The following is a 24,059-nucleotide window of genomic DNA, read 5'->3' on the forward strand; positions in this document are numbered from 1 at the left end:
CGCCGCGGGGGCCCGGCGGCGGCGGGGGGCGGGCGGGCGGCCGGTAGACCCGAACGCGGCCCCCCGCCGGGTGCGTGGCCTGCGCCGCGACGAGGTCGCGGCGTTCGCCGGGGTGAGCGTGGATTACTACGCTCGCATGGAGCAGGGTCGTGTGACGCAGGCATCCGATGCCGTGGTGAACGCGCTCGCCGAGGTGCTGCACCTGAATGAGTCGGAGCGCGCCTACTTGTTTGCCCTGTTGTCGGCATCGACCGGTGGGCGCGCGCAGCAGCGACGGCGCACGCACACCGTTCGGCCGTCGGTGCGCACCGTCATGGACTCGCTCACCGCGCAGCCCGCATTCGTACTCGGCGTGGGGATGGACGTGCTCGCCATGAACGATCTCGCGAAACTGCTGCTCAAGGACTTCACGCAGGGCGCAGGACTCCAGCGCAGCTTGGCCAGGTGGACCTTCCTCGACCCGGCGGCGCGCACCCTCTACCTGGACTGGGAGGACGTAGCCTGCGACGTGGCGGCTATGCTGCGCCACGACGCGCATACCCACGCCAACGACCGGGCGCTCAACGAGCAAATCGACGAGCTGACCGTGAAGAGCGACGAATTTCGCGCCTGGTGGAGCCAGCACCGGGTCTGGGAGTGCACGTTCGGACTCCAGCGCTTCATGCACCCGATCGTCGGTCGCATCGACGTGGACTACGAGACCTTCCCGGTGCCCGGCGAACCCGATCAACGGCTGTTCGTCTACAGCACTCAACAGGGGTCCGCCTCGAACGACGCCCTGCGCATCCTGGCCTCCTGGCGCACGGATCAGACGGATGACGCCGCCCTCCGCCTGCGCGTACAGGGTCTGTCCAAACAGGTCCGTCTCTGTGCGAGCGGTCGTCTCATCCCAGTCGCGAGTGAGCTTTCCGCGCGCGAGCGGGCTCCACGAGCGGGCTCCACGAACGGGTCAAAGCGATGCACGATGTAGAGGTCCACGTAATCCAGATCGAGGCGACGCAGGCTGTTGTCTATTTCCTGCAGAACAGCCTTGCGTGAGAGGCCGCTCTGGTTGGGGCCATCGCCGACGGACCCATGTACCTTGGTCGCTACGACGACCTCGTCACGGTGGGCGTACTCCCGGAGAGCGCGGCCGAGGATCTCCGCGCTGGAGCCGGCCGAGTAAATGTTGGCCGTGTCAAAGAAGTTGATGCCGGCCTCGAGAGCCCGCCGGATGAAAGGCCGACTGATCTCCTCGTTCAGGGTCCAGGCATGGTTGCCACGCTCCGGCTCGCCGTGACTCATGCAACCCAGGGCGGTTCGTGCCTGGTCTTTATCGACTTGCGGCGCGGACCGCGAGCGTCAGAGCGTCCTACGCGTTGGCGCGGGTCTCATTTGCGAACGTGGCGACGTCGATGACGAAGCGGTAGCGCACGTCACTGCGGATGACCCGCTCGTATGCCTCGTTCACCTGATCGACGGAGATGACCTCGATATCGGCGCCGATACCGTGGGTGGCACAGAAGTCGAGCATCTCCTGGGTCTGGCGGATGCCGCCGATCTTCGAGGCGGCGATGGAGCGACGCTGGGCGGCGAGCCAGAACATCTTGATCTGGTCGGGCTCGGTCGGGATGCCCACGTGAACGAGCGTGCCGTCGAGTGCGAGCAGCTGCAGGTAGCGCTCCATGTCGAGGTTTGCGGCCACGGTGTTCACGATGAGGTCGAAGTGGTTCTCGAGCTCGGTGAACGTGGTCGGGTCGCTCGTGGCGTAATAGTGGTCTGCGCCGAAGCGCAGGCCATCGGCCTGCTTACTCAGGGTCTGGCTGAGCACGGTGACCTCCGCGCCAAGCGCGTGGGCGATCTTCACGCCCATGTGCCCAAGGCCACCCATGCCGAGGATGGCGACCTTCTTGCCGGGGCCGGCCTTCCAGTTCTTGAGCGGGGAGTAGAGGGTGATACCGGCGCAGAGCAGGGGAGCGGCCTCGGAGAGTTCGATACCCTCGGGAATGCCGAGCACAAAGTTCTCGTCGACAACGACGGCGGTACTGTAGCCACCATTGGTTGCCGTACCGTCGTAGAAGCGGTCGTTGTAGGTGCCGACCTCGCCCTTCAGGCAGTACTGCTCCTCGCCGGCCAGGCAGTTGGTGCACTTACGGCAGGAGTCTACGAAGCACCCCACGCCGACGCGGTCGCCCACGCGGTAACGGGTGACGTCGCTGCCGACGGCAGACACGATGCCGGCAATCTCGTGGCCGGGAACCATTGGGAACAGTCCCACGGCCCACTCGTCACGGGCCTGGTGGATGTCGGAGTGGCAGATGCCCGCGAACTTGATGTCGATTGCCACGTCGTGGGCGCCGGGAGTGCGCACCTCGACCGTGGAGCGTACGAGAGGCTGGCCGGCCGCGGGGGCGGCGAGGGCGGGAACGGTGGTTGTCATAAGAAACTCTTCCAGTACCGGTGATGGATGGCGGGGGGAACCCCGTGCCGAGGCACGTGTCGACGGTGACATCCGCTTGCTCAACGCTACGCCGTTACAGCTGCATTGTCAGGAGCCAAGGGTGGCACTGATTGACCCACCCACGGCCTCCGCTTGTCGCAGCGGTCGTGTGATCAGCGTGAGACAGCTACGTGAAATACGGCGACCCGATGACACTGGGGCAGATTGACAAGCTGCTCACCGTGGTGAGGGCCTGATCGTTTCGCGTCACTCACATCGCTCTCGAGCATTCTCGGGTAAGGCCTGTTTTAAAGCGTACGCTGTGCCGCATGAGAGCTGCCGTGTACCGCCACTACGGACCACCGAGCTTTGTGCACGTCGAGGATGCGTCGCCTCCGGTGCCCGAAACCGGCGAGCTGCTCGTGCGGGTATTCGCCAGCACGGTGAACCGTACGGACTGCGGGTTTCTGAGCGGCAAGCCGCGCCTGGTGCGGCTGTTCAGCGGGCTACTGGCCCCACGGGCGACCATTCTGGGTTGTGAATTCGCCGGTGAAGTCGCCGATATCGGTGCCGGGGTTGGTTCTTTCACGGTCGGCCAACGTGTCTTCGGTTATAACGGCGTCAAATTTGGTGGTCACGCTCAATACCTGACCATTTCCGAAACGGGCCTGGTGGCAGAGCTGCCGCCGCGGTTGTCGTACGACGAGGCCGCACCGATCGTGGAGGGTGCCCACTACGCGCTCGCTATGATCCGCGGGGCAAAGGTCACGGTCGGGCAGAGAGTTCTGGTCAACGGCGCGACGGGTGCAATCGGTTCGGCCGCCGTGCAGCTGCTCGTGCACCTCGGGGCTCGCGTCACGGCGGTGTGCGCCGGCGCGCACCGCGCACTGGTGGAATCGTTCGGCGTAGACCGTGTCGTGGATTACACCCACGAGGACTTCACCGCACTCGACGACACGTTCGACGTCGTGCTCGACGCGGTCGGTAAGAGTTCTTTCGGTCGCTGCCGTCGGCTGCTTTCACCGGGCGGAATCTATGTTTCCTCGGAACTCGGCGCTCTGTGGCAGAACCCGGTGCTGGCGCTGATCACGCCGCTGCTGCGCAAGAAACGGGTGCTCTTTCCCATTCCCAAGGACACGCGAGCTGACGTGCTGTTCCTTCAGGGTCTGGTCGAATCGGGCGAGTTTCGGCCGGTGATTGACCGAAGCTACCCACTCGAGCAGATTCGCGAGGCGTACGAGTATGTGGCGGTCGGTCAGAAGATCGGCAACGTCGTCATTCGCGTGCGCGAAGTGACGTAAGTTACGGGCGGGCGTTCCAAAAACCGGCGTGCACTTCGGCGGCCTCAGCGAGCAGGGCGGGGCCAGCCACGGTGACACTGTTGCCGCCGCGGGCAAATACCTCGCGGCACGGCAGGTCCAAGGTTGCTTCGCCATCTTGCCGGGGAACCATCGCGGCAAGCTGTTCTTCCGGTAGCGCGTAGACGACGCGACCGATACCGGCCCAGTAGATCGCTCCGGCACACATCGCGCAGGGTTCCGTGCTGGTGTACAGCGTGCTCGAATGCAGGGCGTCCCGGGCCAGGAGTGTTGCGGCGATGCGCACCAGATTGGTCTCCGCATGCCCGGTGGGGTCACCGAGGGTGACGACCGTGTTCTGACCCTCGATGATGATGTCTTCGCCGGTCACGAGAACCGCTCCGAAGGGATGGTTGCCGACCTCACGCGAGGCGCGGGCCGCCTCGATCGCGTGCCGCAGGTGAGTTTCATCGGTGCGTGAGACAGTGGTGAGGTCAGGCATGATCGTCGCTTTCTCAATGGGGGAAAGATTCAAGCCTAACCGCCCCGTGTTATCGGTCGGCGGACTGGCGCTCCCGGAAGGCGATCATGTTCACGCGGTTGCCACAGCGCACACTGCAGAAACGCTTGGACCCGTTGCGGGACAGGTCAAGAACCAGGCCGGTGCAGGTATTCGCTTCGCAGATTCTCAGGCGCCCCATTTCGTCGCTGCGGATCACGTCGATCAAGGCCAGGGCCGCTTCGACACGCATGCGCTCGCCGAGTGGCGCCTCGGACACAGTCGCGTGCAGATGCCAGTCCGACACGTCGTGGCGCGCGAGCTGGGGCAGCGCTTTGGCGTCGCGCAATATGCGATTGACCTCAACCACGGCGTCGTCGCGGCCCAGGGTCCAGACCCGGCGCAGCAGGGCTCGGGTCTGCTGCACGTCTCGCAACTCGGCATCATCGCCATCGATGCGTCCAGTGAACGGGATCGGAGCGAGGAGTGCCGCGAGGTCGGCAAGCGTTTCGAGTTCGTCACGGCCACTGCGCGAGGCCCCGGGGTCGGTATCGCCGAGCGCCACCACGAATTCAAGCGCCCCCTCGGTGTCAGGGGCAAAATGCAAGTTGACTCCTTGCGAGTTCGGTCGTACTGTCAGTGGCATAGGCCAGTTTAGACCATCACAGGCCCAACCGAAGGGGTCACCATGAAGATGGTATCGATGCCGGGTGGCCTGGTCGTAGCCGTGATCGCGGCGGTCTCATTTGGCACCTCGGGCGCGCTGGTCAAACCGATGCTGGAGGCCGGCTGGTCGCCGACGGCCGCCGTCACCGCCCGCGCCCTCACCGCAGGATTTGTCTTGCTGCCGCTTGCGCTGATCTCGCTGCGCGGACGCTGGGCCGTGCTCTGGCTGGGCCGCTGGCGGGTGCTCGGCATGGGGTTGGTGGGCGTGGCGTGCACGCAGCTGGCGTATTTTGCCGCGCTGCAGACCATTCCGGTTTCTACCGCACTTTTGATTGAATTTCTTGCCCCGCTGATTCTGGTCGCCTTCGTCTGGGTGACGACGAAACGGATGCCGCGACGCACGGTTCTGATCGGCTCGACTCTCGCCGTCGCTGGCCTCGTGCTCGTGATCGGTCCCGGAGCGCTTCAAGCGGTCGACCCGGTCGGTGTTGTGTTCGCCTTTGCCGCCGCTATCGCCTGCGCGGTGTTCTTTGTCGTAGCGGCACGCCCGGCGCAGGGACTGCCGCCGATTGCGCTCGCGGCTTTCGGACTGCTGGTCGGGGGCGCCGCTCTGGGTTTGCTCGGCTCGACCGGTTTGCTGGCGTTCACGGCATCCTTCACGGACTTATCGTTGCTCGGAGCGCAAGTGTCCTGGTGGGTGCCATTGCTGGCGCTCGCAATCATCAGCACCGCGATCGCCTATGCGGCCGGCATCACCGCGGCTGGCGCTCTGGGGTCGAGACTGGCGTCATTCCTGGGGCTGCTCGAGGTGATCTTCGCGTCGCTATTTGCCTGGCTGCTGCTCGGCGAGTTGCTGACACCACTGCAATTGCTCGGTGGTCTACTCATCCTGGGTGGCATTGCAGCCGTGGGAGAAGAGCGGGTGGAGCTGGCCGTCGAGTCGTTGCTCCCGGACGAGCCCCTCGTGCACGAAGCACGAGCGCACGAGCCCCAGCCGACCGAGACATAACTTTGCTGTACAGCGGCCAGACTTCTAAACTTGCAGGCCTGAGCCTCTAGTGAAGGGTTGCTCGTGCCCGACACCGTTGGATCGCCCGCGAAGTCACGCCGCAACCGGTTTCGCGGGGTGTTCGCCTCCCGGGGGCTGCTGCTGGTGGCATTCGCCTTCTCTGTGATGGCAGACCCCGTGTCGTCGGTCGCCTACGCGGTTGAGGCGGCGCTGCGCGCGCTCGGTGGTGATCTCTCGCTGCTGCTGGCGACGATGGGCCTCGTGATGGCGATCATCGCGCTCGTGATCGTAAATTACCGCCAGCTGATCAATCGCTACCCCAAGGGCGGCGGTGCGTCGGCCGCCGTGGGTGAAGCGTTTGGAGACGGTTGGTCCTTCATTCCCATCGGTGCTCTTGTCGTGGACTTCGTACTGACGATCGCCGTGAGCGTTTCGGCTGGAGCATCGGCTGCTATCGCCTACTTTCCTTCGCTTGCTCCGTGGCGAGTCGGCATAGCTATCGCTTTGTTGCTCCTGGTTGCCGGGGTCACGCTGGTCGGGCATCTCGGTCGCGTTATCTTCGCCGGAATGACACTTACCTTCATCGTGCTGGCCGCACTCGTGTTGATTTATGGTCTGGGCGTGGATCCCCAAGACAGCGGAATGATCGCCGACACTGCTCCGCATATGCCGATCCTGGCCGTGCTTCTTGCCTTCCCGGTCGCCATGGCCCTGGCCACCGGGGTGGAGGCACCGTCCACGGCCATCGCCGAGCTCGGCCAACTCGACGATGCCGGCCGGCGGCGGTTCGGAAGGCTCACGCTCTGGCTCACGCTGGGCGTGGTCGGCACCATCACAATAGGGCTCGCCCTGGAGCTGGTTCACCTCCAGATCGGCGTTCCCGGGCCGGACACAACGCAAATCGCTGAACTGGCCCGGGTGGCGGCACCCGCGCCGGTCTTTGCGGCCTTCCAGTTGGCCACCGCCCTGCTCCTGCTCGCTGCGGCGAGTTCCTCCTTTCAGGCTGGGCCGGGGATGCTCAAGGCACTTGCTCGGCATGCCGGAGCGGACGGTGAGCTCGTCGGCATCCTCCCGGCAGCCCTGGCGCGCACCAATGGCCGGCATGCACCGGTGTGGGGAGTGGTGCTCTTTACCGTGTTGGCGGTGATTATCACGATCATTGCCGGCGCAAACGATCAAAATCTGGTTTTGTACTATGCCGTGGCCGTGTTCTTGAGCTTTCTGGGTGGGCTGCTGGCCATGGCCAGGTTTTCATTTCAGGAGGGCCACCGAGCCTCCCTGGTATTGAACCTCGTGGGGGCCGTCGTCGTGCTGTTCACGCTGATCATGAATCTGTCGCGCGGCTTGCCGCTGCTTAGTCTCGGGGCATCCTTGCTGGTCTCGCTCATTGTGCACCAAATTTGGGTGCGGGCGGGAAAGCCCGAGGGCGCGCGCAGCGTTCAGGCATCGAGCAGCCTTAAGCCCTAGATGCGCCAGACTGGGTGCATGCCCGATCTCACTCTGCACGGCGGCGATGGCAGTCGCGTTGATGCCGAAATTGAGGTCAAACGGTCTCGGTTTCTGTGCCGCCTGGTCAGAACAGCGACCGAGGATGCCGCGCGCGCCGTGATCGACGACGCGCGCAAGGACCACTGGAATGCCCGCCACCATTGCTCGGCGTTCGTGCTCGGGCCCTCAGCAGCCCCCGATCAGGTGCGTCGCTCGAATGACGACGGTGAACCGTCGGGCACAGCGGGCCGACCCATGCTTGAGGCGCTGGCCGGACGCGGCTTCGTCGATTGCGTGGCCGTCGTCACCCGCTACTTCGGAGGCACACTCCTCGGTGCCGGAGGCCTCGTGCGCGCTTACTCGGAGGCTGTCCTGACCACGATCGACGAGGCACAAACCCGCGGGCTCGTCGTGGCGCGCGAACGCCGCGAGCTGTTCACGCTCGCGCTCTCCCACACGGATGCCGGACGCATCGAGGCCGAGCTGCGCCAGCGCGGGGTGCTCATCCTGGGTACAGATTACGGGCGCGATGCAGTGCTTCACATTGCAGACGACGACGCCGAGCGGCTGGCCGCGATGGTTGCTCAGGTCACTGCTGGAGGCGCTGTTCTGGCAGCGCTCGGCCACGAATGGGTCGATGTCAAAGCGTAGTACCGTTCTTCCCGACGAGACGGTTGTCGACATCCACTCGATTCCAGAGCCACGAAAAGGGGACCTCGATTCGCGGCAGCCTCGAAGCTACGAGTGAACGCACCGCGCCAAAGTTGGTGGAAACATTTCGGCGCCTCAGGCGTTAGGTCTCACATGAAAACCATTGTGTACCGAGAGACCGGCGACCCGTCCGTACTGCAACTCGTTGATCGGCCGGTGACTGATCCCGGTACCGGCGAGGTGCGCGTGTGCATCGTCGTGAGCGGGGTGAACCCGACCGACTGGAAGTCGCGCCGAGGCTCCGCGCCGGGGGAGGCGCTCCCGTTCGCCGACGTCGTACCGAACCAGGATGGTGCGGGGATCATCGATGCTGTCGGCACCGGAGTCTCGAACGTGGCCGTCGGTGACCGCGTCTGGCTGGCACTCGCCGCGTATCAGTTGGCGCACGGTGGTACCGCCCAGGAGTTCGCGGTGCTCCCGGCAGAACGTGTCTTTCTGCTGCCCTCCGCCGCGAGCTTCGACCAGGGGGCCAGCCTGGGCGTGCCAGCGATCACCGCCTACCGTGCGCTGACGGTGGCTGAGGACGGGCCGCGCCGGTTACATCCGGGGGCTCTGGACGGCAAGTTCGTGCTCGTCGCGGGCGGAGCCGGTGCCGTCGGTCACGCAGCCATTCAATTGGCCCGCTGGGCAGGGGCCACCGTGATCACGACCGTGAGCGGTCCTCAGAAAGCAGCGCTGGCGACGAACGCTGGCGCCCATCACGTGTTCATCTACACCGACTCCGATGTCGTCGCTGAGATTCGACGCATCGCACCGGGCGGCGTGGATCTCATCGTGGAGGTCGCTCCCGCCCAGAACTCGACTCTCGACCTCTCGGTTATTCGCAATCGCGGATCGATCGCGGTCTATGCCAATAACGGCGGCGACCAGATGACGCTTGACGTTCGCAAGCACTTCAGCCTCAACGTGCGGTACCAGTTTGTGCTGCTGTACACGGTGGGCAACGAAGTGGTGCGGCAGGCCGCCGCCAGCATCAATGAAGCGCTCGTGGACGGCGCGCTGGCGGTCGGTGACGATGCGGGACTGCCGCTCCACCGCTTCGATCTCGCTCACACCGGAGATGCCCACGCGGCCGTCGAAAGTGGCGTCACCGGCAAGGTGCTCATCGACGTATCCGCCGGCTGACGAGATGCCAGAGAACACCCCCGTCAGAAAAGACGGGGATGTTCTCTAGCCTGCGGTTCTAGTACTCGCGGCGCGGCGCGCGCGGCGGGCGATCGCCCTGATCGGCGGAGCGCGAGGCGCCGCCCTTGTCGGCGCGCAGTTCGATGAGCTTGCCGCTGATGCGGGTGTTCTCCAGCTTGGAGAACACGTCGCGCGACAGATCAGCGGGCAGTTCGACCAGTGAGAACTCCGGCAGAATCTTGATATGGCCGAAGTCGTCGCGGCTCAGCCCACCCTCATTCGCCAGGGCGCCGACGATCTGGCGGGGCTCCACCTTGTGACGCTTGCCGACCTCGATGCGATACTGCGCCATCGGCTTGCCGCTCGAACGCACCGGGCGTTCGCTGCGCACCGGCCGGTCGTCGCGGGCGCCGTAGCTGCCCCGGTCATCGCGGCTGCCCCGGTCATCGCGCCCAAAGCGCTCTGGGCGGTCCGGGCGGTCTGAACGCCCGCCACGTTCGGGGCGATCGCCGCGCTGCTCCGAACGTTCGACCCGCTCGTCACGTTCGATGCGCTGCTGTGCCCGAACATCCTCGGCGGAGAGCAGTAGGGGAGTCTCGCCCTGGGAAACCACGGCGAGTGCCGCCGCCACATCAACCTCGGGCACGTCGTGGTGGGACACGTAGTGCGCGATGATGTCGCGGAATTTGCTGATGCGATCGGTCTCGTCGAGTGCAGCGGTGATGGCATCGTCGAAACGGGTCAGGCGCGTCACGTTGACGTCTTCCACGCTGGGCAGCTGCATCTGGGTGAGTGGCTGGCGGGTGGCTTTTTCGATCGCGGTGAGCAGGCGACGCTCTCGCGGGGTGACGAAGCTGATCGCTGCGCCGCTTCGGCCGGCGCGGCCGGTGCGGCCGATGCGGTGCACGTAGGACTCGGTGTCGATGGGAATGTCGTAGTTGACCACGTGGCTGATGCGCTCCACGTCGAGGCCGCGAGCGGCGACGTCCGTTGCAACGAGAATGTCGAGCTTGCCGCTCTTGAGCTGGTTGACCGTGCGCTCGCGCTGCACCTGCTGCACGTCGCCGTTGATCGCCATCGCGGAATAGCCGCGCGCACGCAGCTTCTCGGCGAGCAGCTCGGTCTCGTTCTTGGTGCGGGCAAAGATGATCATGCCCTCGAAGTTCTCGACCTCGAGAATGCGGGTGAGGGCGTCGAGCTTCTGAGGGTACGAGACCATCAGGTAGCGCTGGGTCGTGTTCGACGAGGTCGTGGTCTTGGTCTTGACCGTGATCTCGGCGGGGTCGTGCAGGTATTTCTGGGAGATTCGGCGAATCTGCGCCGGCATCGTGGCCGAGAACAGGGCGACCTGCTTGTCGTCGGGGGTGTCGGCGAGAATGGTCTCAACGTCTTCGGCGAAGCCCATTTTGAGCATCTCGTCGGCCTCGTCGAGCACCAGGTACTTGAGCTCCGAGAGGTCGAGGGTTCCCTTTTCGAGGTGGTCCATGATGCGGCCGGGAGTACCGACGACGATGTGCACCCCGCGGCGCAGGGCCGACAGCTGCACGCCGTAACCCTGTCCACCGTAAACCGGCAGCACGTGCACGCCTCGAATGTGTGCGCCGTACTTCTCGAACGCCTCACAGACCTGCAGAGCGAGCTCGCGGGTGGGAGCGAGCACGAGTGCCTGCGGGTTCTTCTGCGACAGGTCGAGACGGTTCAGAATGGGCAGCGCGAACGCGGCCGTCTTGCCGGTACCGGTCTGGGCGAGTCCGACAACGTCGCGACCTTCCAGCAGCGGGGGAATAGTGGCGGCCTGAATGGCCGAGGGGGTTTCGTAGCCGACGACTTTAAGGGCCTTGAGCATGGCGTCATTGAGCCCGAGATCGGCGAATGTCTTGGTTGCAGTGGCATTTTCTGCCTCGTTCTGCGCAGTGGTGTCTGGTGCGGTCATAGTTCAACGGTAGTCGAAGAGTTCGCAGCCGGCGTAAAGGCGCGTTCGGCGACCTTCACAGCGGATGCCTCGGCGATCGTCGCCCGGGCGTGGCGGGTAACGGAAACGACAGACCTGCTCGCGCGCATACATCTTTCACGGACACGTCACCGACCGAAGCGGCGTCATCTTGGGGTCGCGCGCAATCCGGGTTGGCATGACGACGACGGAACCGTTTCGCTCGGCTGACGCCGGGCAACTACGCCTTCAGGAATGCGATCGCCGCTTCTCGGAACGGCCGCGACGTCGGCGCGTTGAAGTGGTTGCGGCTGGGAATCTCGAAGAAACTACCGTTCGGCGTCGCCTCGGCGAGGGCCCGGGACGCGTCGAGAATGCTGTCCTCGCTTCCGGTCGCGAAGAGCAGCGGCTGGGTCGGCGCATTGGCGGCACCGGGCTGTGGGCCGCCGCGCATGCCTTCGACCAGGGCGACGAGCGCCGAGAGGTCGTTGCCCGGCAGTGCCCTGGCCATCTCGAGGTAGACGCCGGTGAAGCGGTCGGTGACGTCGGCGCCGTGCTCGAGGTGGGCGCGGGCATCCGCTATCTGAAAACTTTTGAGCGGATCGCCGTCGGGGATGCCGCCGAGTACCGCCTGCGTGATGCGGCCGCCAAGTTCGCGGGCGGCCTGCCAGCCCACCCGGGCACCGAGTGAGTAGCCGACGTAGCGCACCTCGGTGAGCAGGTAGGCGTCGAGCACCGACTCGACGTCGGCGATGAGCAGTTCCATCGTGTATGCCTCGCCCACGTGCGGTTTGTCGCTCGCGCCGTGGCCGCGCTGGTCGATACCGATCACGTGAAAGCCGGCCCGGGTCAGGTCGCGGGTCCATCCGGTGGCGTGCCAGTTCGCGATCGCGCTCGAGGCGAAGCCGTGCACCACGAAAACGGTCGGATGCTCCGGGTCGCCGAGCTCGTAGGTGGCGAGTTGTACGCCGTCGAGGGACGGGACAAAACGGTGCTCGGGAGCGCTACGGTGCAACATTCACCCATTTCACCACGGATGCCGACCCCCGCCTCGGCGCGCACAGTGGCGCAGCCATCGCCGACCAGTTCGGTCTGCCGCGCATGCGCGAGATCGTCGAGTCCTACCCGCGCGCCTGATACCCAAGAAGGGCGCCTCCCGAGTGGGAGGCGCCCCAGCTTTTCGCCGGACTGGTTAGCGGCCGAGTCCGACGCCACCGAGAGCATCGTTGACGATCGAGTCGACGTGATCGTCTTCATGAGAGCTCCTATCCGTTGTTTTGTTCCGGGCCGATGTTTACCCGGGCCGATGTTTACCCGGGCCGATGTTTACCCGGGCCGCACTGATGCTCCGGAGCCCTGGCCTGTCCGGTTTGGTAGGACTGCCCCCGATGGGTGTCGAAGGAGGTTGTGGGCGCGGATCGCGCTCGTGGCGCCGCGCGCAGATCACCGCTGTGCGGGGTTTCCACCGGTTGCCAGGTCTAAACCTGAGAAGAGACGGGCAACCCGTGCTCGATGGCACCCGGGCACGCTGAGTCAGACCAGAAGGCTCACGACACGGTCGCGCAGCACATTACTGCGCTCGGTGAAACCGCGCTGGCGACGCACATACTCGGCCTTGCCGGCGGGAGTCTCGATCTCAACCGGCGCGTAGCCCCAGTCACTCAGGTCGTAGGGGGAGGCCTCCATGTCGAGCCGGCGAATGTCGCGTGCGAGCTCGAAGGCGTCGAGCATAACCTCGCCGGGAACCAGCGGGCCGAGCTTGATCACCCACTTGTAGATGTCCATGCCGGCGTGCAGGCAGCCGGGCTGCTCCAGCATCGGCTGATTCTCCCGGGAAGGGTGCAGCTGGTTCAGCCCAATCGCTGCCGGGGTAAAGAATCGAAACGCGTCGAAGTGGCTGCAGGCTATGCGGTTACCGTCGACGACGGCGTCGGTATCAAGCTGGCCGAGCCGCAGCGGCGCGACGTGACGGTGCTCACCCTGGCGGTAGACCATTGCCCACTCGTGCAGTCCGAAGCAGCCGAAATGGGCGGGTCGTTGCCGGGTCGAAGACAGCAGTGAACCGATAAAGCGCAGGAGGCGCTCATTCTTTTCGGAGAAGGCGGCGGCATCCACTTGGCTGTCGCTGCCCACGGTGCGGTACCACTTCCAGCTTGCGCGGGGGTAGTCGGCGGCGCCCTGCAACCGTACGCCGGCGCCGGGATGCCAGCGGCGCAACAGCCCGGGACGAAACGGATAATAGGTGAACAGAAAATCGTCAACCGGATGCGTCAGTCCGGTTGCCGCGCGCTGCCGGCGGCCACGGGTAAACGTATCGGCGCGGTGTTCATGGGCCTGCTCGAGGCGCCGCCATTCGGTGGCCCCGAGCACCCGGGTCTGCTGGGTAAGGTGCACCCAACGAGGATACCCGCGCACACCGCCGTGACGATTCTCCACACGCCGTGCACTGTGAACGGCGGGGGTGACGACAAGCGCCGACAGGTGAGCACAATGCTCAACGCCAAGCGGTCCGGTTGCGCAGACCGGTAATCAATGTTGCACTTTCACGTGTGCGATGTGCGCCGCCGCCCACCGTCACGTTTCGAGGGAGAAACTATGGAACCGGTCGACCAGCTCCAGTTCGACCCGGAGATCGCCTACGGTGACCCCCAGCTCGACACGCTTGCCGCGGTCGAGAAACGGGTGCTCTGGCTGGCCACCTCCATCGTGCACCACGCGAACCGCGTGCGCACCAACAGCTCGGGCATCAAGGTCGGTGGCCACCAGGCTTCCAGCGCGTCCATTGTCACGATCATGACCTCCCTCTGGTTCGGCCAGCTGCGCGCCGAAGACCGGGTGTCGGTCAAGCCGCACGCCTCGCCCGTTCTGCACGGCATCAACTACCTGCTGGGCAGTCTCGACCAGAAATACCTCACCACGCTCCGCGAATTCGGCGGTTTGCAAAGCTACCCCAGCCGTTCCAAAGATCCTGACCCGGTCGACTACTCCACCGGATCGGTGGGCATCGGCGCGACAGCCCCGATCTGGGGTGCCATCTCCCGCCGCTACACCGAGAGCCTGACCGGTGTGCTCAACCGTGGCCGCCAATACTCCCTGGTCGGTGACGCGGAACTCGACGAGGGCGCCGTCTGGGAGGCCGTGATCGATTCGAGCGTCGCCGATCTGGGCGAAATTGTCTGGATCGTCGACCTGAACCGGCAGTCTCTCGATCGGGTCGTGCCCAACATCGCCGCCGGCAAGATCGAGGCTCTGTTCGCCGCGGCCGGCTGGCAGGTCATCGTGGTTCGGTTCGGGCGACTGCTCGAGAGTCTGATGGAGCGCGCCGGCGGTGACGTGCTGCGCCGGCGCATCCTGGATATGTCGAATCCGGAGTATCAGCGTCTGATTCGCTGCTCGGCCGTCGAATTGCGCGAACGGCTTCCCGGCGACGGCGAAAGCCGCCAGGCGATCGTTGATATTCTCACGGCCGTCGATGACCACACGCTGGTGCAGGCGATCAAAAACCTCGGCGGGCACGACCTCGGCGCCCTGCGCGCGGCGTACGCGCAAATCGACGACACCAAACCCACCGTCATCATCGCCTACACGGTGAAGGGACACGGGCTGCCAACCGAGGGGCACCCACAGAACCACTCGTCCCTGCTCACGATCGACCAGTACCGCGACCTCGCGGCGCGTATGGGCGAGAATCCGGATGCCCCCTGGCAGCGTTTCGACGCGACCAGCGACGCCGGTCGGCTCTGCACCAGTACGGCGCGAAGCCTTCGCCGGGAGCCTATCGAGGCCGTCGCTCCGCCGGCCATTCCCACGGATTTTGGCCGCACACCGTCTGGAACGGCCACCACGCAGGCCGCCCTCGGCCGGGCCCTGCTCGATCTGACCAGGGCTGCTCCGCAGGCGGCCCGCCGCGTCGTCACGGTCAGTCCCGACGTGAGCTCCAGCACGAACCTGGGTGGGTGGCTCAATAAAGTGGGGGTCTGGTCGACCGAGGAACGCCACGACTGGTTCGGCGATGACGCCGAGACGATCATGCACTGGCGGGAAAACCCCACCGGGCAACACCTTGAGCTCGGCATTGCGGAGGTAAACCTGGTCGGTCTGATCAGCGAACTCGGCGCCACCTGGAGTCGGTGGGGACAGCCGTTATTTCCCATCGGCGTACTCTACGACCCGTTCGTCGAGCGGGCACTCGAGCCATGGTCCTACGGCATCTATGCGGGCGGGCAATCGATTCTGGTCGGCACACCGTCGGGCGTTACGCTCGCACCGGAGGGCGGCGCCCACCAGTCGATCAAAACGCCGTCGATCGGTCTTGAACAGCCCGGCTGCACGAGTTACGAGCCGGCGTTCGCGATTGACGTGGAGTGGACGCTGCTCGCGTCGATGGCGCAAATGGGCCGGGAAGGCGGCAAATCGGCCTACCTTCGGCTGTCGACCAAGCCAATCGACCAGCTGCTGGCGGCGGTTCCCATCGACCCGGCCGCTCGGGAACGTCGTCGTCGCCAGACCGTCGCCGGCGGGTACCTGCTCGCCACAGCCCTACAAGCGGATGCCGTGATCGTCACGATGGGCGCCATGGTGCCCGACGCGCTCGCCGCCGCCGATCGGCTGGCCGCGCTCGGAACGCACGTCGACGTGCTGTGCGTCACGAGCGCCGGCCTGCTCTTTGAGGCTCTGCAGAGCCGGAACGGCCAGGACGATGCGCCCACCTGGATCCTCGACCAGATTCTGCCGGCGGGGCGTGCCGTGCCGATGGTCACCGTTCTCGACGGACACCCGCACACCCTGGCCTTTCTCGCCGGGGTGAACCAGGTGAAAAGCCGCCATCTGGGGGTGAGTCGGTTCGGCCAGGCCGGTGACGTTGAGGACGTCTATCGCTACCACGGCATCGACGTGGACAGCATCATGCGTGCTGTGCTGGACCTGACGGCCTAATCGCCTGCCGGATGGCCCAGCCCGACGGCGGGCAGCACGACCCCGTCGATCAGCCGAATAAAGAAGTCCCGGTTGACTGGTTTCTGCAGCACGAACACCCGGTAGATGGCCATCGACTGGCTCAGCATCGCCAGGTTGTCGATGTCGCAGTCCGCCGAAATCTCACCACGGTCAACGGCCCTCTGCAGCAGAATACGATTAGCGGATGCCCGCGGCTCCACGATCACCGCGCGCGCCGCCTCGGCCAGTTCCGGGTTGCGGGAGATCATCGACATGAGCCCGGCCATGATGCGCATCTTGCGGGCGCCATCTTCAATGGCGTGCGGTTTGATCATGGCCACGAGGTCGCCGCGTAACGTTCCGGTGTCGGGAAGGTGGTCGCGGTCGAAGTCGCCGCGTTTCATGTTGGCGACGGCGTCGATGACGAGTTCGCCCTTCGACGGCCAGCGGCGATAGAGGGTGGCTTTGCCCGCCTTCGCACGGGCAGCCACCATCTCCATGGTCATTCCGTCATAGCCGGTTTCGGCGAGCACTTCGAGGGCGGCGTCGAGAATCTCGGGGTCGCGGGTGTGGTCGCGTTTGCGACCCAGTTTTGGGCTCACTTCAGTGATCGTGTCGAGCTGGCTCGCGTTGAGCGTCATCGCTGGGCCCTTCGGTTCGCGTTTGTGAAATCATCGCATATTCAGGAACTGTTAATATCCGGAACTGTTTAGTTTCGTATAGAGTATCCGACATGTCACAGACCTCCTCCGTCTTGTCGCCCGTGGTCGTCGCTGCACCGCCGACCTCGCGCCGCTGGTGGACCCTCAGCGTCGTCGCCCTCGCCCAACTCATGGTCGTGCTCGATTCGACCGTCGTCAACATCGCCCTGCCGTCGGCTCAGGCCGACCTTGGCTTCTCGAACGGCGACCGCCAGTGGATCGTCACCGCCTACTCGCTCGCTTTCGGCAGCCTGCTTCTGCTGGGCGGTCGTCTCTCCGACCTGATCGGCCGCAAGCGCACCTTTATCATCGGTCTGGTCGGGTTCGCGGCAGCCTCCGCTCTCGGTGGAGCGGCCGACAGCTTCGGTATGCTCGTCGGTGCCCGCGCCCTGCAGGGTGCGTTCGGTGCACTGCTCGCGCCAACCGCACTCGCGGTACTCACGACCACCTTCGTCATTCCGAAGGAACGGGCCCGAGCCTTCGGGGTGTTCGGCGCGATCGCCGGCGCCGGCGGCGCCGTCGGCCTGCTCCTTGGCGGGTACCTCACGGAGAACTTTGACTGGCGCTGGAACCTCGATATCAACGTCGTCATCGCCGTTGTTGCGATCGTCGGCGCGGCGATCTTCGTCAGTCACACCACCCGCACCGGTCCTCGCCCCAAGCTCGACATTCCGGGCACCCTGCTGGTCTCCGGCGCCCTGTTCGGTCTGGTCTACGGATTCTCCACCGCCGAGACCGACGGCTGGGACTCCATTTTGACCTGGGGTTCTCTCTCGGTCGCCGGCATTCTGCTGGTCGCCTTCGTGCTCTGGCAACGCAAGGCGGCGCATCCGCTTCTGCCGTTGGCCATCGTGCTGGATCGTAACCGTGCGGCCGCCTACGTGTCGATTCTCATTGCCGGCGCTGGCATGTTCGGCATTTTTCTGTTCGTGACCTACTACCTGCAGACCTCCCTGCAGTACTCGCCGATGCAAACCGGTGTGTCCTTCTTGCCGATGATCGCCATGCTCGTGCTGGCGGCCCAGCTGTCAACGAACATTTTTGTGCCCCGCTTCGGACCCAAAATTCTGGTACCCCTCGGAATGAGCCTCGGCGCGATCGGCATGATCTATCTCACGCACCTCGATCTGAACAGCGTCTACGTGCTCGACGTGCTACCGCCCCTGATGATTCTCGGGTTGGCGATGGGAACGATCATGCCCGCATCGATGCAGACCGCCACGCTCGGCGTCGACGGCCAATTCGCCGGCGTCGCCTCGGCCATGGTCAACACCAGCCAGCAGGTTGGCGGGTCCATCGGTACCGCGCTGCTCAACACCCTCGCGGCCACCGCGGCAACCAACTATGTCACCGCCCATCTGCCGGCCACGGCAGCGGTCGCCGCCCAGGCCGCCGTGCAGAGTTATGCGGTCGCTTACTGGTGGGGAGCAGGGTTCTTCGTCGTCGGAGCCATTGTGGCCGCGTTCCTGTTTCGCCGCATCGGGCACGGAATCTCGCTCGCGCACTAACCGCCTCAGCAAGCGGATGCCGTCCTCAGCCGTCGAGGCCCAGCTCGTGCAGGGCCGCCTCGAGTTCGCTGCGGGAGACAGGGTCTAGGCCGAGCAGCGGGAGTGGCAGGTTGGGCGACGCCACGAGGTTGAGCGCCTCGGCGGCGGCGGACATGACACGGAGGCTGCCGTGCCGGCGATAGAGCGCCCAGAGCGGCTCGAGCCGGTCGGAGGCTTCGACGGCCGCCGCCGTGTCGCCGACCTGGGCCGCGCGGGTAATCGCCAGGGCGGTCTCGGGAAAAAGCCCGCCGAGCACGCTGTACCAGGCGTCGGCGCCGCCGGTCAGGGCGCCGGCGGCCAGCCAGTCCCCGGAAACGCCGATCGTGACGTGCGCGGGAACGAGTGCGCGGAGGGCGGCGACTCTTGCCGGGGCAGCATCGGCGGCCATGCCCGGAATCTTGATCGAGCCGATGTTCGGCAGCGCGGCAATTCGGCCGTGTAACTCGTCGCTGAACGTGACGTGCGTGGTGCCCGGGTTGTCGTAGACGACGAGCGGAATCGCCAGCTCGGCGGTGACGTCTTCGTAGAGTCCGAAGACTTCATCGTCGGTGAGTGGCTGATAGGTCATGGGCGCGAGCAGCACCGCGGCGGCGCCGGCGGCGTGGGCATCCGCTGCCAGGTGGAGTACCTGCCGGGTGCGGAGCGCGCCGATGCCCACGATGACCGGGGTCGTACCGGCCGCCTCGACCGCGGCCCGTGCCGCCCAGGCACGCTGCTCACGGCTGAGGTAGGCATACCCGCCGGTCGAGCCGAGGGCGCCGATCGAGTCGACACCGGCCGCGGCGAGCCGGGAGACCAGACGCACGAAAGCACGTTCGTCGATGCCGGTCTCGTCGGTCGGGGTGAGGGGAAATGCGCTGAGCCCCGTGAACATGGCTGTGCCCCTTCGTCGGTGAGCGCGCGCATGCGGCGCTCCCACCATCCTCGCGCACGCTGCGACGCCAGAGGGCACCCGGCCGCACGACCCGCAGAGCATACGCGATCGAAGTTGCCAATTCCGCTCACCCGGTGGGGCAGCTACGCAGCCAGGGGAGTGGCGCCGGTTGTCCACCGGATGGCGCGCACGCCGGTCCGGGTGCCGTGTGTGTCGTCATCGTGGCCACGCAGGCGGCGGCATTGAACGAGGTCCTCATTCGGCGTGATGTGCGGGTCACGGCATGCGCTGGCGTAGTCGGTGTAGTCGATTTCAAGTAGGAGTTCGTCGTCGGTCATAGGTGTTGTTCCACTTCAGCCGGAGCACCTCGAGGTGAAATGTCCTGGCGAACGCACGTGCCGGATCACAGTGCTTGCCCCGAATCGATCGTGCGCGAATTGGTACGGCGCGATCTGGTTCGAAGCCCGATGTCACTCTCCGGCGGCGTCGGCGGAGCTGGTCTGTGCCTAAGAGCGTAGGTCGAGGGTTGGCGAAATGCACGATTAAAGCGAAAATGTTTCATTGTGTTACACGGTGGTGATCTGCGGTTGACCGGCGTTGGTCTTCCTGCCGCATGGGTTGCGCGGTTCGGGCGCTTCGTGCCCGGAGTCGGCCGACTGGCTGAACCGGCTGCAGCGCACATCTGAGTTGATCCGCTGAGTTCCTTTCGGGCGCCGGGTAACGATTTGCGCGCGCGTGTGTTGGCCCCAGTATGACTATGCCGCTCTCCATTCTTGACCTCGCCCCGATTGCACCCGGGCAGACCGCCCGGGAGAGTTTCGCGGCGAGTGTCGCGCTCGCGCAGACCGCCGAAAAACACGGGTACGAGCGCGTCTGGTATGCCGAGCACCACAACATGCCCACCATCGGTTCGTCGGCGACGAGCATTCTGATCGGCCACGTCGCCGGGCAGACCAGCACCATTCGGCTCGGTTCCGGCGGCGTCATGCTTCCCAACCACTCGCCGCTGGCGATAGCCGAGCAATACGGCACGCTGGCGGAGCTCTACCCCAACCGCATCGACCTGGGCCTCGGCCGCGCGCCCGGCAGCGATCAGAACACGGCCCGGGCTATGCGCCGTGACCCACGCGCTTCCGACCAGTTTCCGCAGGACGTCATGGAACTGCAGGCCTACCTGCGTGGCCAGTCGATCGTGCCCGGCGTACAGGCCGTGCCCGGTGCAGGCACTGATGTGCCGCTGTACATTCTCGGATCTTCGCTGTTCGGCGCCGGGCTCGCCGCTGCGCTCGGCCTGCCGTACGCCTTTGCGTCGCACTTCGCGCCCGACGCGCTGCACGAAGCCATCGCACTGTACCGCCGCGAATTCACGCCGTCCAAGCAGCTCGATGCGCCGCACCTTATCGTTGCCGCCAATGTGATCGCGGCCGATGAGAAAGCGGACGCCGTGCACCAGTTTGCGACGACCCGCCGCACCCGGGTGCGCGGTATGCTCTCCCGCGGGCCGGCCACCCCCGAGTACAGCGACGACCAAATCGACGTCTTTCTGTCCACGCTGGAGGGCCGTAACATCGCCAACATGATGCGGTATTCGGCGGTCGGTACGGCCGACGAGGTGCGCGACTACCTCGACGAGTTCGCCGCCGCAACCGAGGCCGACGAGCTCATTCTCGCCCACCAGTCACCGTTCATCGAGGGCCGTTTGCGTTCGGTCGAGCTCACGGCCGAGGCGATGAACCTCGTCGCGGCCTAGGTCGGTCAAAGACCCCGCTGGTCGAAACTAGCAACGCTCCCTGCTGCGAACAATCAGTTGTCGAGCGGTTCGCCCAGGGGATCGGCGGCACTGAGGTCGGCGAGGGCCATTCCGCCCACCGGCAGGCCAGCCCAGGACAGCAGGGTCCAGCCCTCCTCGGGGGAACCAATGAGTTCGACCACGCCGGTATTGTCGAGTTCGTTCTCGCCCGCAAAGGTCGCCGGCACGTTCTGCGCGCGCGCCGCCGTCCATATCCGAATGGCCGCACCGTGGCTGAACACCGCAGCGACCTCAGAGCCCGCAGCTGCGACTGCGATGTCGGCGTCGAACCGCCGGAAGAAGTCGTGACCGTCGTGAGCACCCGGCATCCTCTTCTCGAGGTCGCCGGAGCCCCAGGCCACGACAGTCTCCAGGTAGGTGCGAACGGATGCCCGATCGCGCAGCCCCTCGAGCGACCCGGCTTCGATCTCGTGCAACCCGGTCGCGACCTGCAACTCGAGGCCGCGATCGGCGGCGAGCGGATGCGCCGTCAGTTGGGTGCGCAGCAGCGTCGACACGAAGATGGCGTCGATCGGGTCGGAGCGCAGGGCATCGGGAATGGCGGTGGCCTGGCGCAGGCCGAGATGGGTCAGGCCCGGACCGGGATGCGCGGTGTCGAGCCGCCCGAGAACGTTGCCGGGAGTCTGGCCATGGCGGATCAAGAGAAGTCGCATATCCCCTCCAGCATAGGGAACGCGGCCGGGCAACGGGAGAGCGATGCGCCGACCGCGCTGCGGCATTGTGCGGCGGAATGAATGATGGCGCGGCCATGCAGCAGACAGTGGCAGCATGGAGGATATACCTACCTGCGTTCGAACAGAAAGAAGCCCCATGACGATCATTAAAATCAACGCCATCACCGTGCCGAGCGACGGCGGCGACGAGCTGGCCCGCCGGTTCGCCGCCCGCGCCGGCGCCGTCGACGACCGCCCCGGTTTCGAGGGGTTCGAGCTGCTCAAGCCGACCGATGACCGCCTGATCTGGCTCGTCGTGACCCGCTGGGCCGACGAGGAATCGTTCCAGGCGTGGCTGAGCTCCCCGTCCTTCTCTCACGGGCACCGCAGCGAGGCGCCGAAGGAAGGCGAGCCAGCCGCGCGCCCGGTCGGTGTGGGCAGCGAGTTGTGGTCGTACGCGATCGCCGGCGGTACTGCTAGCTAAGCCGAAGTGACGACGGGGTTTGAACCGGTTCGCTGTTGTGATGGGCTCTTCTGGAAGTGTGGTGTGAGCGGTCATGGTCGGTGACCGCACGCACATCCTCGAGTCCAACCGGCCCCCGAACACCACGCGGAAGACGACCCGCAGCTTTCCCGGAACGATTACTCACCCTCGACCTCGATGGTCTCGTCGGAGCTCGGTCGAGCCCCCCGTGGAGGTCGACCAGAAGGTCATCGACCGATTCGATACCCACCGACCGGCGCAGCAATCCCGCGGTGATGCCGAGGCGTTTGTTGAGATCGGGGGCAAACGACGCGTGGGTGGTGGTGTGGGGATGCAGCACCATCGAGCGAGTGTCGACGATGCCGGTCATGCGGCTGAACACCCGCAGACCGTTCGTGACGGCGCGGGCATCCTCGGTGCCGCCCGTTACGGTGATGGCGCAGACCGATCCGGTGTGCCCGTTGTAATATTATTTGCGCGATCGCGTTGTCGACGTGGCGTTCCATGCGCAGCCACCCTGGAGGGACGCAAGCCGCCACTCGGCGACCGCTTTGGTGGGGTTGCTTTGCCGGGAGTAGATGTGTTCGCGTGACCCGCCGTTGAACCGGGCGGCCCCGTCGTCGAAGGAGTCGAAGACGTACCCGGCGCTCAGGGTGAGCGGCGGAATGCGCGCGCCGCGGTTCTCATCGGTGTATTCGCCCACGTGCACCTGCGGGAAGCGAAGCTGACGCCGTTCCGGTCGGTGATCGGCGCCACGACGTCGCGAGCGTCAGCACTGCGCGACGAGCGCCTCGATGCGAATGACGGCATCGCGCAGGGTGTCGGGCGAGCAGGCCAGGTTGAGGCGGGCGAAGCCCCGGCCGCCGAGGCCGAGGCACTCGCCGTTGTTGAGGGCGACGCGGGCGTCGTCGAGAATGCGCTGGTACGGGCTCTCGCCGAGACCCAAATGGCGCAGGTCCAACCAGGCGAGGTAGCTGGCGTGCGGCCGGTGGTAAATCACGGCGGGCAGGTGTTCGCAGGGTAGGGAATGCAACAGAGAATCGTTGTCGACAATTTGGTCGATTGTCTTGTCGAGCCAGTCGGTACACGAGAACGCGGCGATGTTCGCGTGCAGGCCGAGGATGCTGGTGCGACAGGCGACCTCGTCCGGCAGCCGGCCCAGCAGCTCATTGGTGGCATCATCGGCGGCGATGACCAGCGCACACCTGAGCCCGGCCACGTTCCAGCCCTTGCTCGCCGAGGTGACGGTGACCGCGCGGGCGCCGGCGGCCAGGGCCAGCGGTGCGAACGGCGTGAACGCAACGCCCGGGTAGGTGAGCGGCGCGTGGATCTCGTCGGAAATCACGAACACGTCGTACTGCGCGGCGAGGCGGGCGAGCGTCTCGAGCGTCAACGTATCCCAGACGATGCCGTGCAGGTTGTGCGGGTTGCAGAGCAGAAAAGCGTCGATGCCGCGGGCAAAGCTGATCTCGAGCGCGGCGAGGTGATCGCCACCCGACCAGTGGTCGGCACGGCCAGGCGGAGCGCTTCGACGATACCGACGCTCACGTCGGTCGCGAGGTGTACATGGCGCGGCTCGACATGCCAGCCCCACCGGCTCAGCGCAAACTGCGCGACGGCTGGAGCGAGCGGGCCGGGGCCGTCCAGATAGCCGGTGTCGGAGGCCTGCACGCGCTCCCCGAGGGTGGCGACGATGGCCGGAGCGAGGGGGTAGTCCATCTCGGCGACAAACAAGGGAAGTACGTCGGCAAGAAAGCGAGTCCACGTGATGCTGCTGCGCTCGCGCCGGATATGCTCCAGCGGCGCGACCTTGATCACTGACATGACCACAGCTTGTTCCCGCCGCCGATAGTAAGCGAACACGTGCGAAAATATTCGACACGTTCGGTACCCGAGCGGATGCGAACGCA

At 65.7% G+C, this 24,059-nt stretch carries 23 protein-coding genes and 2 pseudogenes; 10 read left to right on the top strand and 15 right to left on the bottom strand.

Going from position 1 to position 24,059, the window contains the following annotated elements:
- Window positions 1-118: 118 nt before the first annotated feature.
- Window positions 119-730 (top strand): annotated as a pseudogene (locus LH475_RS05760) (helix-turn-helix transcriptional regulator); the annotation flags it as partial.
- Between the two features lie 105 nt (window positions 731-835).
- Here the strand turns inward: LH475_RS05760 and LH475_RS05765 are convergent.
- Window positions 836-1,284 (bottom strand): annotated as a pseudogene (locus tag LH475_RS05765) (aldo/keto reductase); the annotation flags it as partial.
- A 67-nt stretch (window positions 1,285-1,351) separates the two neighbouring features.
- Window positions 1,352-2,419, bottom strand: coding sequence for an NAD(P)-dependent alcohol dehydrogenase (locus LH475_RS05770; RefSeq protein WP_196844096.1), 1,068 nt, complete (start codon window positions 2,417-2,419; stop codon window positions 1,352-1,354).
- A gap of 329 nt (window positions 2,420-2,748) precedes the next feature.
- Between LH475_RS05770 and LH475_RS05775 the strand changes: the two genes are divergently transcribed.
- Window positions 2,749-3,720: an NAD(P)-dependent alcohol dehydrogenase gene (locus LH475_RS05775; protein WP_297413090.1), complete on the top strand. Its 972-nt coding sequence runs from the start codon at window positions 2,749-2,751 to the stop codon at window positions 3,718-3,720.
- Window position 3,721: 1 nt separating this feature from the next.
- Here the strand turns inward: LH475_RS05775 and LH475_RS05780 are convergent, their stop codons facing one another.
- Together LH475_RS05780 and LH475_RS05785 are read right to left on the bottom strand one after the other, a co-directional pair.
- A complete protein-coding gene (locus LH475_RS05780; RefSeq protein WP_196844094.1) occupies window positions 3,722-4,219 on the bottom strand; it encodes a nucleoside deaminase in 498 nt (165 codons plus the stop codon).
- A 49-nt stretch (window positions 4,220-4,268) separates the two neighbouring features.
- Window positions 4,269-4,823 (bottom strand): CGNR zinc finger domain-containing protein, encoded by a 555-nt coding sequence (locus tag LH475_RS05785; RefSeq protein WP_297413091.1) that lies wholly within the window; start codon window positions 4,821-4,823, stop codon window positions 4,269-4,271.
- A gap of 81 nt (window positions 4,824-4,904) precedes the next feature.
- Between LH475_RS05785 and LH475_RS05790 the strand changes: the two genes are divergently transcribed.
- From LH475_RS05790 to LH475_RS05805, 4 genes are all read left to right on the top strand, one after another.
- Window positions 4,905-5,891 carry a DMT family transporter gene (locus LH475_RS05790; RefSeq protein WP_196844092.1) on the top strand — a complete coding sequence of 329 codons (987 nt, stop codon included), beginning with the start codon at window positions 4,905-4,907 and terminating at the stop codon, window positions 5,889-5,891.
- Window positions 5,892-5,954: 63 nt separating this feature from the next.
- Entirely contained in the window at window positions 5,955-7,358 is a 1,404-nt protein-coding gene (locus LH475_RS05795) for an amino acid permease (protein ID WP_196844091.1), read from the top strand.
- An 18-nt stretch (window positions 7,359-7,376) separates the two neighbouring features.
- Entirely contained in the window at window positions 7,377-8,030 is a 654-nt protein-coding gene (locus LH475_RS05800) for a YigZ family protein (RefSeq protein ID WP_196844090.1), read from the top strand.
- Window positions 8,031-8,183: 153 nt separating this feature from the next.
- Window positions 8,184-9,215 carry an NADPH:quinone reductase gene (locus LH475_RS05805; protein ID WP_196844089.1) on the top strand — a complete coding sequence of 344 codons (1,032 nt, stop codon included), beginning with the start codon at window positions 8,184-8,186 and terminating at the stop codon, window positions 9,213-9,215.
- 58 nt (window positions 9,216-9,273) lie between these two features.
- Here LH475_RS05805 and LH475_RS05810 read toward each other — a convergent pair whose 3' ends face one another.
- From LH475_RS05810 to LH475_RS05820, 3 genes are all read right to left on the bottom strand, one after another.
- Window positions 9,274-11,148 carry a DEAD/DEAH box helicase gene (locus LH475_RS05810; protein WP_196844088.1) on the bottom strand — a complete coding sequence of 625 codons (1,875 nt, stop codon included), beginning with the start codon at window positions 11,146-11,148 and terminating at the stop codon, window positions 9,274-9,276.
- A 238-nt stretch (window positions 11,149-11,386) separates the two neighbouring features.
- Complete coding sequence (locus LH475_RS05815) at window positions 11,387-12,163, bottom strand: alpha/beta fold hydrolase (protein WP_297413092.1); 777 nt, start codon at window positions 12,161-12,163, stop codon at window positions 11,387-11,389.
- Window positions 12,164-12,678: 515 nt separating this feature from the next.
- The gene (locus LH475_RS05820; RefSeq protein ID WP_297413093.1) at window positions 12,679-13,539 is read right to left on the bottom strand and encodes a 3-methyladenine DNA glycosylase; all 861 of its coding nucleotides are present in this window, start codon (window positions 13,537-13,539) and stop codon (window positions 12,679-12,681) included.
- Window positions 13,540-13,740: 201 nt separating this feature from the next.
- Between LH475_RS05820 and LH475_RS05825 the strand changes: the two genes are divergently transcribed.
- Window positions 13,741-16,080 carry a pyruvate dehydrogenase gene (locus tag LH475_RS05825; protein ID WP_196844086.1) on the top strand — a complete coding sequence of 780 codons (2,340 nt, stop codon included), beginning with the start codon at window positions 13,741-13,743 and terminating at the stop codon, window positions 16,078-16,080.
- On the opposite strand, the gene LH475_RS05830 is transcribed toward LH475_RS05825, so the two are convergent.
- Window positions 16,077-16,721 carry a TetR/AcrR family transcriptional regulator gene (locus LH475_RS05830; RefSeq protein WP_196844085.1) on the bottom strand — a complete coding sequence of 215 codons (645 nt, stop codon included), beginning with the start codon at window positions 16,719-16,721 and terminating at the stop codon, window positions 16,077-16,079. The genes LH475_RS05825 and LH475_RS05830 overlap by 4 nt on opposite strands.
- A 92-nt stretch (window positions 16,722-16,813) precedes the next feature.
- Here LH475_RS05830 and LH475_RS05835 point away from each other — a divergent pair, with 92 nt between their 5' ends.
- Window positions 16,814-18,289, top strand: a complete 1,476-nt coding sequence (locus LH475_RS05835) for an MFS transporter (RefSeq protein WP_196844084.1) — start codon at window positions 16,814-16,816, stop codon at window positions 18,287-18,289.
- A gap of 25 nt (window positions 18,290-18,314) precedes the next feature.
- Here the strand turns inward: LH475_RS05835 and LH475_RS05840 are convergent, their stop codons facing one another.
- Both LH475_RS05840 and LH475_RS05845 read right to left on the bottom strand, forming a co-directional pair.
- Window positions 18,315-19,202 carry a dihydrodipicolinate synthase family protein gene (locus tag LH475_RS05840; protein ID WP_297413094.1) on the bottom strand — a complete coding sequence of 296 codons (888 nt, stop codon included), beginning with the start codon at window positions 19,200-19,202 and terminating at the stop codon, window positions 18,315-18,317.
- A 143-nt stretch (window positions 19,203-19,345) separates the two neighbouring features.
- Window positions 19,346-19,540: a hypothetical protein gene (locus LH475_RS05845; RefSeq protein ID WP_196844082.1), complete on the bottom strand. Its 195-nt coding sequence runs from the start codon at window positions 19,538-19,540 to the stop codon at window positions 19,346-19,348.
- A 413-nt stretch (window positions 19,541-19,953) separates the two neighbouring features.
- Here LH475_RS05845 and LH475_RS05850 point away from each other — a divergent pair, with 413 nt between their 5' ends.
- On the top strand, window positions 19,954-20,952 hold the full coding sequence (locus LH475_RS05850) for an LLM class flavin-dependent oxidoreductase (protein WP_196844081.1): 999 nt from the start codon (window positions 19,954-19,956) through the stop codon (window positions 20,950-20,952).
- 53 nt (window positions 20,953-21,005) lie between these two features.
- Here the strand turns inward: LH475_RS05850 and LH475_RS05855 are convergent, their stop codons facing one another.
- Window positions 21,006-21,665 carry a histidine phosphatase family protein gene (locus tag LH475_RS05855; RefSeq protein ID WP_196844080.1) on the bottom strand — a complete coding sequence of 220 codons (660 nt, stop codon included), beginning with the start codon at window positions 21,663-21,665 and terminating at the stop codon, window positions 21,006-21,008.
- A 157-nt stretch (window positions 21,666-21,822) separates the two neighbouring features.
- Here LH475_RS05855 and LH475_RS05860 point away from each other — a divergent pair, with 157 nt between their 5' ends.
- A complete protein-coding gene (locus LH475_RS05860; protein ID WP_196844079.1) occupies window positions 21,823-22,149 on the top strand; it encodes an antibiotic biosynthesis monooxygenase family protein in 327 nt (108 codons plus the stop codon).
- On the opposite strand, the gene LH475_RS05865 is transcribed toward LH475_RS05860, so the two are convergent.
- From LH475_RS05865 to LH475_RS05880, 4 genes are all read right to left on the bottom strand, one after another.
- Window positions 22,142-22,585: a PLP-dependent transferase gene (locus LH475_RS05865; RefSeq protein ID WP_297413108.1), complete on the bottom strand. Its 444-nt coding sequence runs from the start codon at window positions 22,583-22,585 to the stop codon at window positions 22,142-22,144. The two genes, LH475_RS05860 and LH475_RS05865, sit on opposite strands and share 8 nt — an antisense overlap.
- Window positions 22,586-22,618: 33 nt before the next feature.
- Window positions 22,619-22,852, bottom strand: coding sequence for a PLP-dependent transferase (locus LH475_RS05870; RefSeq protein ID WP_196844078.1), 234 nt, complete (start codon window positions 22,850-22,852; stop codon window positions 22,619-22,621).
- Window positions 22,853-22,918: 66 nt separating this feature from the next.
- Complete coding sequence (locus LH475_RS05875; protein ID WP_297413095.1) at window positions 22,919-23,542, bottom strand: aminotransferase class I/II-fold pyridoxal phosphate-dependent enzyme; 624 nt, start codon at window positions 23,540-23,542, stop codon at window positions 22,919-22,921.
- Window positions 23,539-23,973 (bottom strand): hypothetical protein, encoded by a 435-nt coding sequence (locus tag LH475_RS05880; RefSeq protein WP_297413096.1) that lies wholly within the window; start codon window positions 23,971-23,973, stop codon window positions 23,539-23,541. The genes LH475_RS05875 and LH475_RS05880 overlap by 4 nt, the downstream gene beginning before the upstream one ends.
- Window positions 23,974-24,059: the final 86 nt, after the last annotated feature.

This window comes from Cryobacterium sp., from assembly GCF_026786305.1.
Classification (GTDB): domain Bacteria; phylum Actinomycetota; class Actinomycetes; order Actinomycetales; family Microbacteriaceae; genus Cryobacterium.

Excerpts from the sequence above, each read along its gene's own strand:
- LH475_RS05770 (WP_196844096.1), bottom strand. The coding sequence starts at position 2,419 with ATGACAACCACCGTTCCCGCCCTCGCCGCCCCCGCGGCCGGCCAGCCT.
- LH475_RS05775 (WP_297413090.1), top strand. The coding sequence starts at position 2,749 with ATGAGAGCTGCCGTGTACCGCCACTACGGACCACCGAGCTTTGTGCAC.
- LH475_RS05780 (WP_196844094.1), bottom strand. The coding sequence starts at position 4,219 with ATGCCTGACCTCACCACTGTCTCACGCACCGATGAAACTCACCTGCGG.
- LH475_RS05790 (WP_196844092.1), top strand. The coding sequence starts at position 4,905 with ATGAAGATGGTATCGATGCCGGGTGGCCTGGTCGTAGCCGTGATCGCG.
- LH475_RS05800 (WP_196844090.1), top strand. The coding sequence starts at position 7,377 with ATGCCCGATCTCACTCTGCACGGCGGCGATGGCAGTCGCGTTGATGCC.
- LH475_RS05805 (WP_196844089.1), top strand. The coding sequence starts at position 8,184 with ATGAAAACCATTGTGTACCGAGAGACCGGCGACCCGTCCGTACTGCAA.
- LH475_RS05810 (WP_196844088.1), bottom strand. The coding sequence starts at position 11,148 with ATGACCGCACCAGACACCACTGCGCAGAACGAGGCAGAAAATGCCACT.
- LH475_RS05815 (WP_297413092.1), bottom strand. The coding sequence starts at position 12,163 with ATGTTGCACCGTAGCGCTCCCGAGCACCGTTTTGTCCCGTCCCTCGAC.
- LH475_RS05825 (WP_196844086.1), top strand. The coding sequence starts at position 13,741 with ATGGAACCGGTCGACCAGCTCCAGTTCGACCCGGAGATCGCCTACGGT.
- LH475_RS05830 (WP_196844085.1), bottom strand. The coding sequence starts at position 16,721 with ATGACGCTCAACGCGAGCCAGCTCGACACGATCACTGAAGTGAGCCCA.
- LH475_RS05835 (WP_196844084.1), top strand. The coding sequence starts at position 16,814 with ATGTCACAGACCTCCTCCGTCTTGTCGCCCGTGGTCGTCGCTGCACCG.
- LH475_RS05840 (WP_297413094.1), bottom strand. The coding sequence starts at position 19,202 with ATGTTCACGGGGCTCAGCGCATTTCCCCTCACCCCGACCGACGAGACC.
- LH475_RS05845 (WP_196844082.1), bottom strand. The coding sequence starts at position 19,540 with ATGACCGACGACGAACTCCTACTTGAAATCGACTACACCGACTACGCC.
- LH475_RS05850 (WP_196844081.1), top strand. The coding sequence starts at position 19,954 with ATGACTATGCCGCTCTCCATTCTTGACCTCGCCCCGATTGCACCCGGG.
- LH475_RS05855 (WP_196844080.1), bottom strand. The coding sequence starts at position 21,665 with ATGCGACTTCTCTTGATCCGCCATGGCCAGACTCCCGGCAACGTTCTC.
- LH475_RS05860 (WP_196844079.1), top strand. The coding sequence starts at position 21,823 with ATGACGATCATTAAAATCAACGCCATCACCGTGCCGAGCGACGGCGGC.
- LH475_RS05880 (WP_297413096.1), bottom strand. The coding sequence starts at position 23,973 with ATGTCAGTGATCAAGGTCGCGCCGCTGGAGCATATCCGGCGCGAGCGC.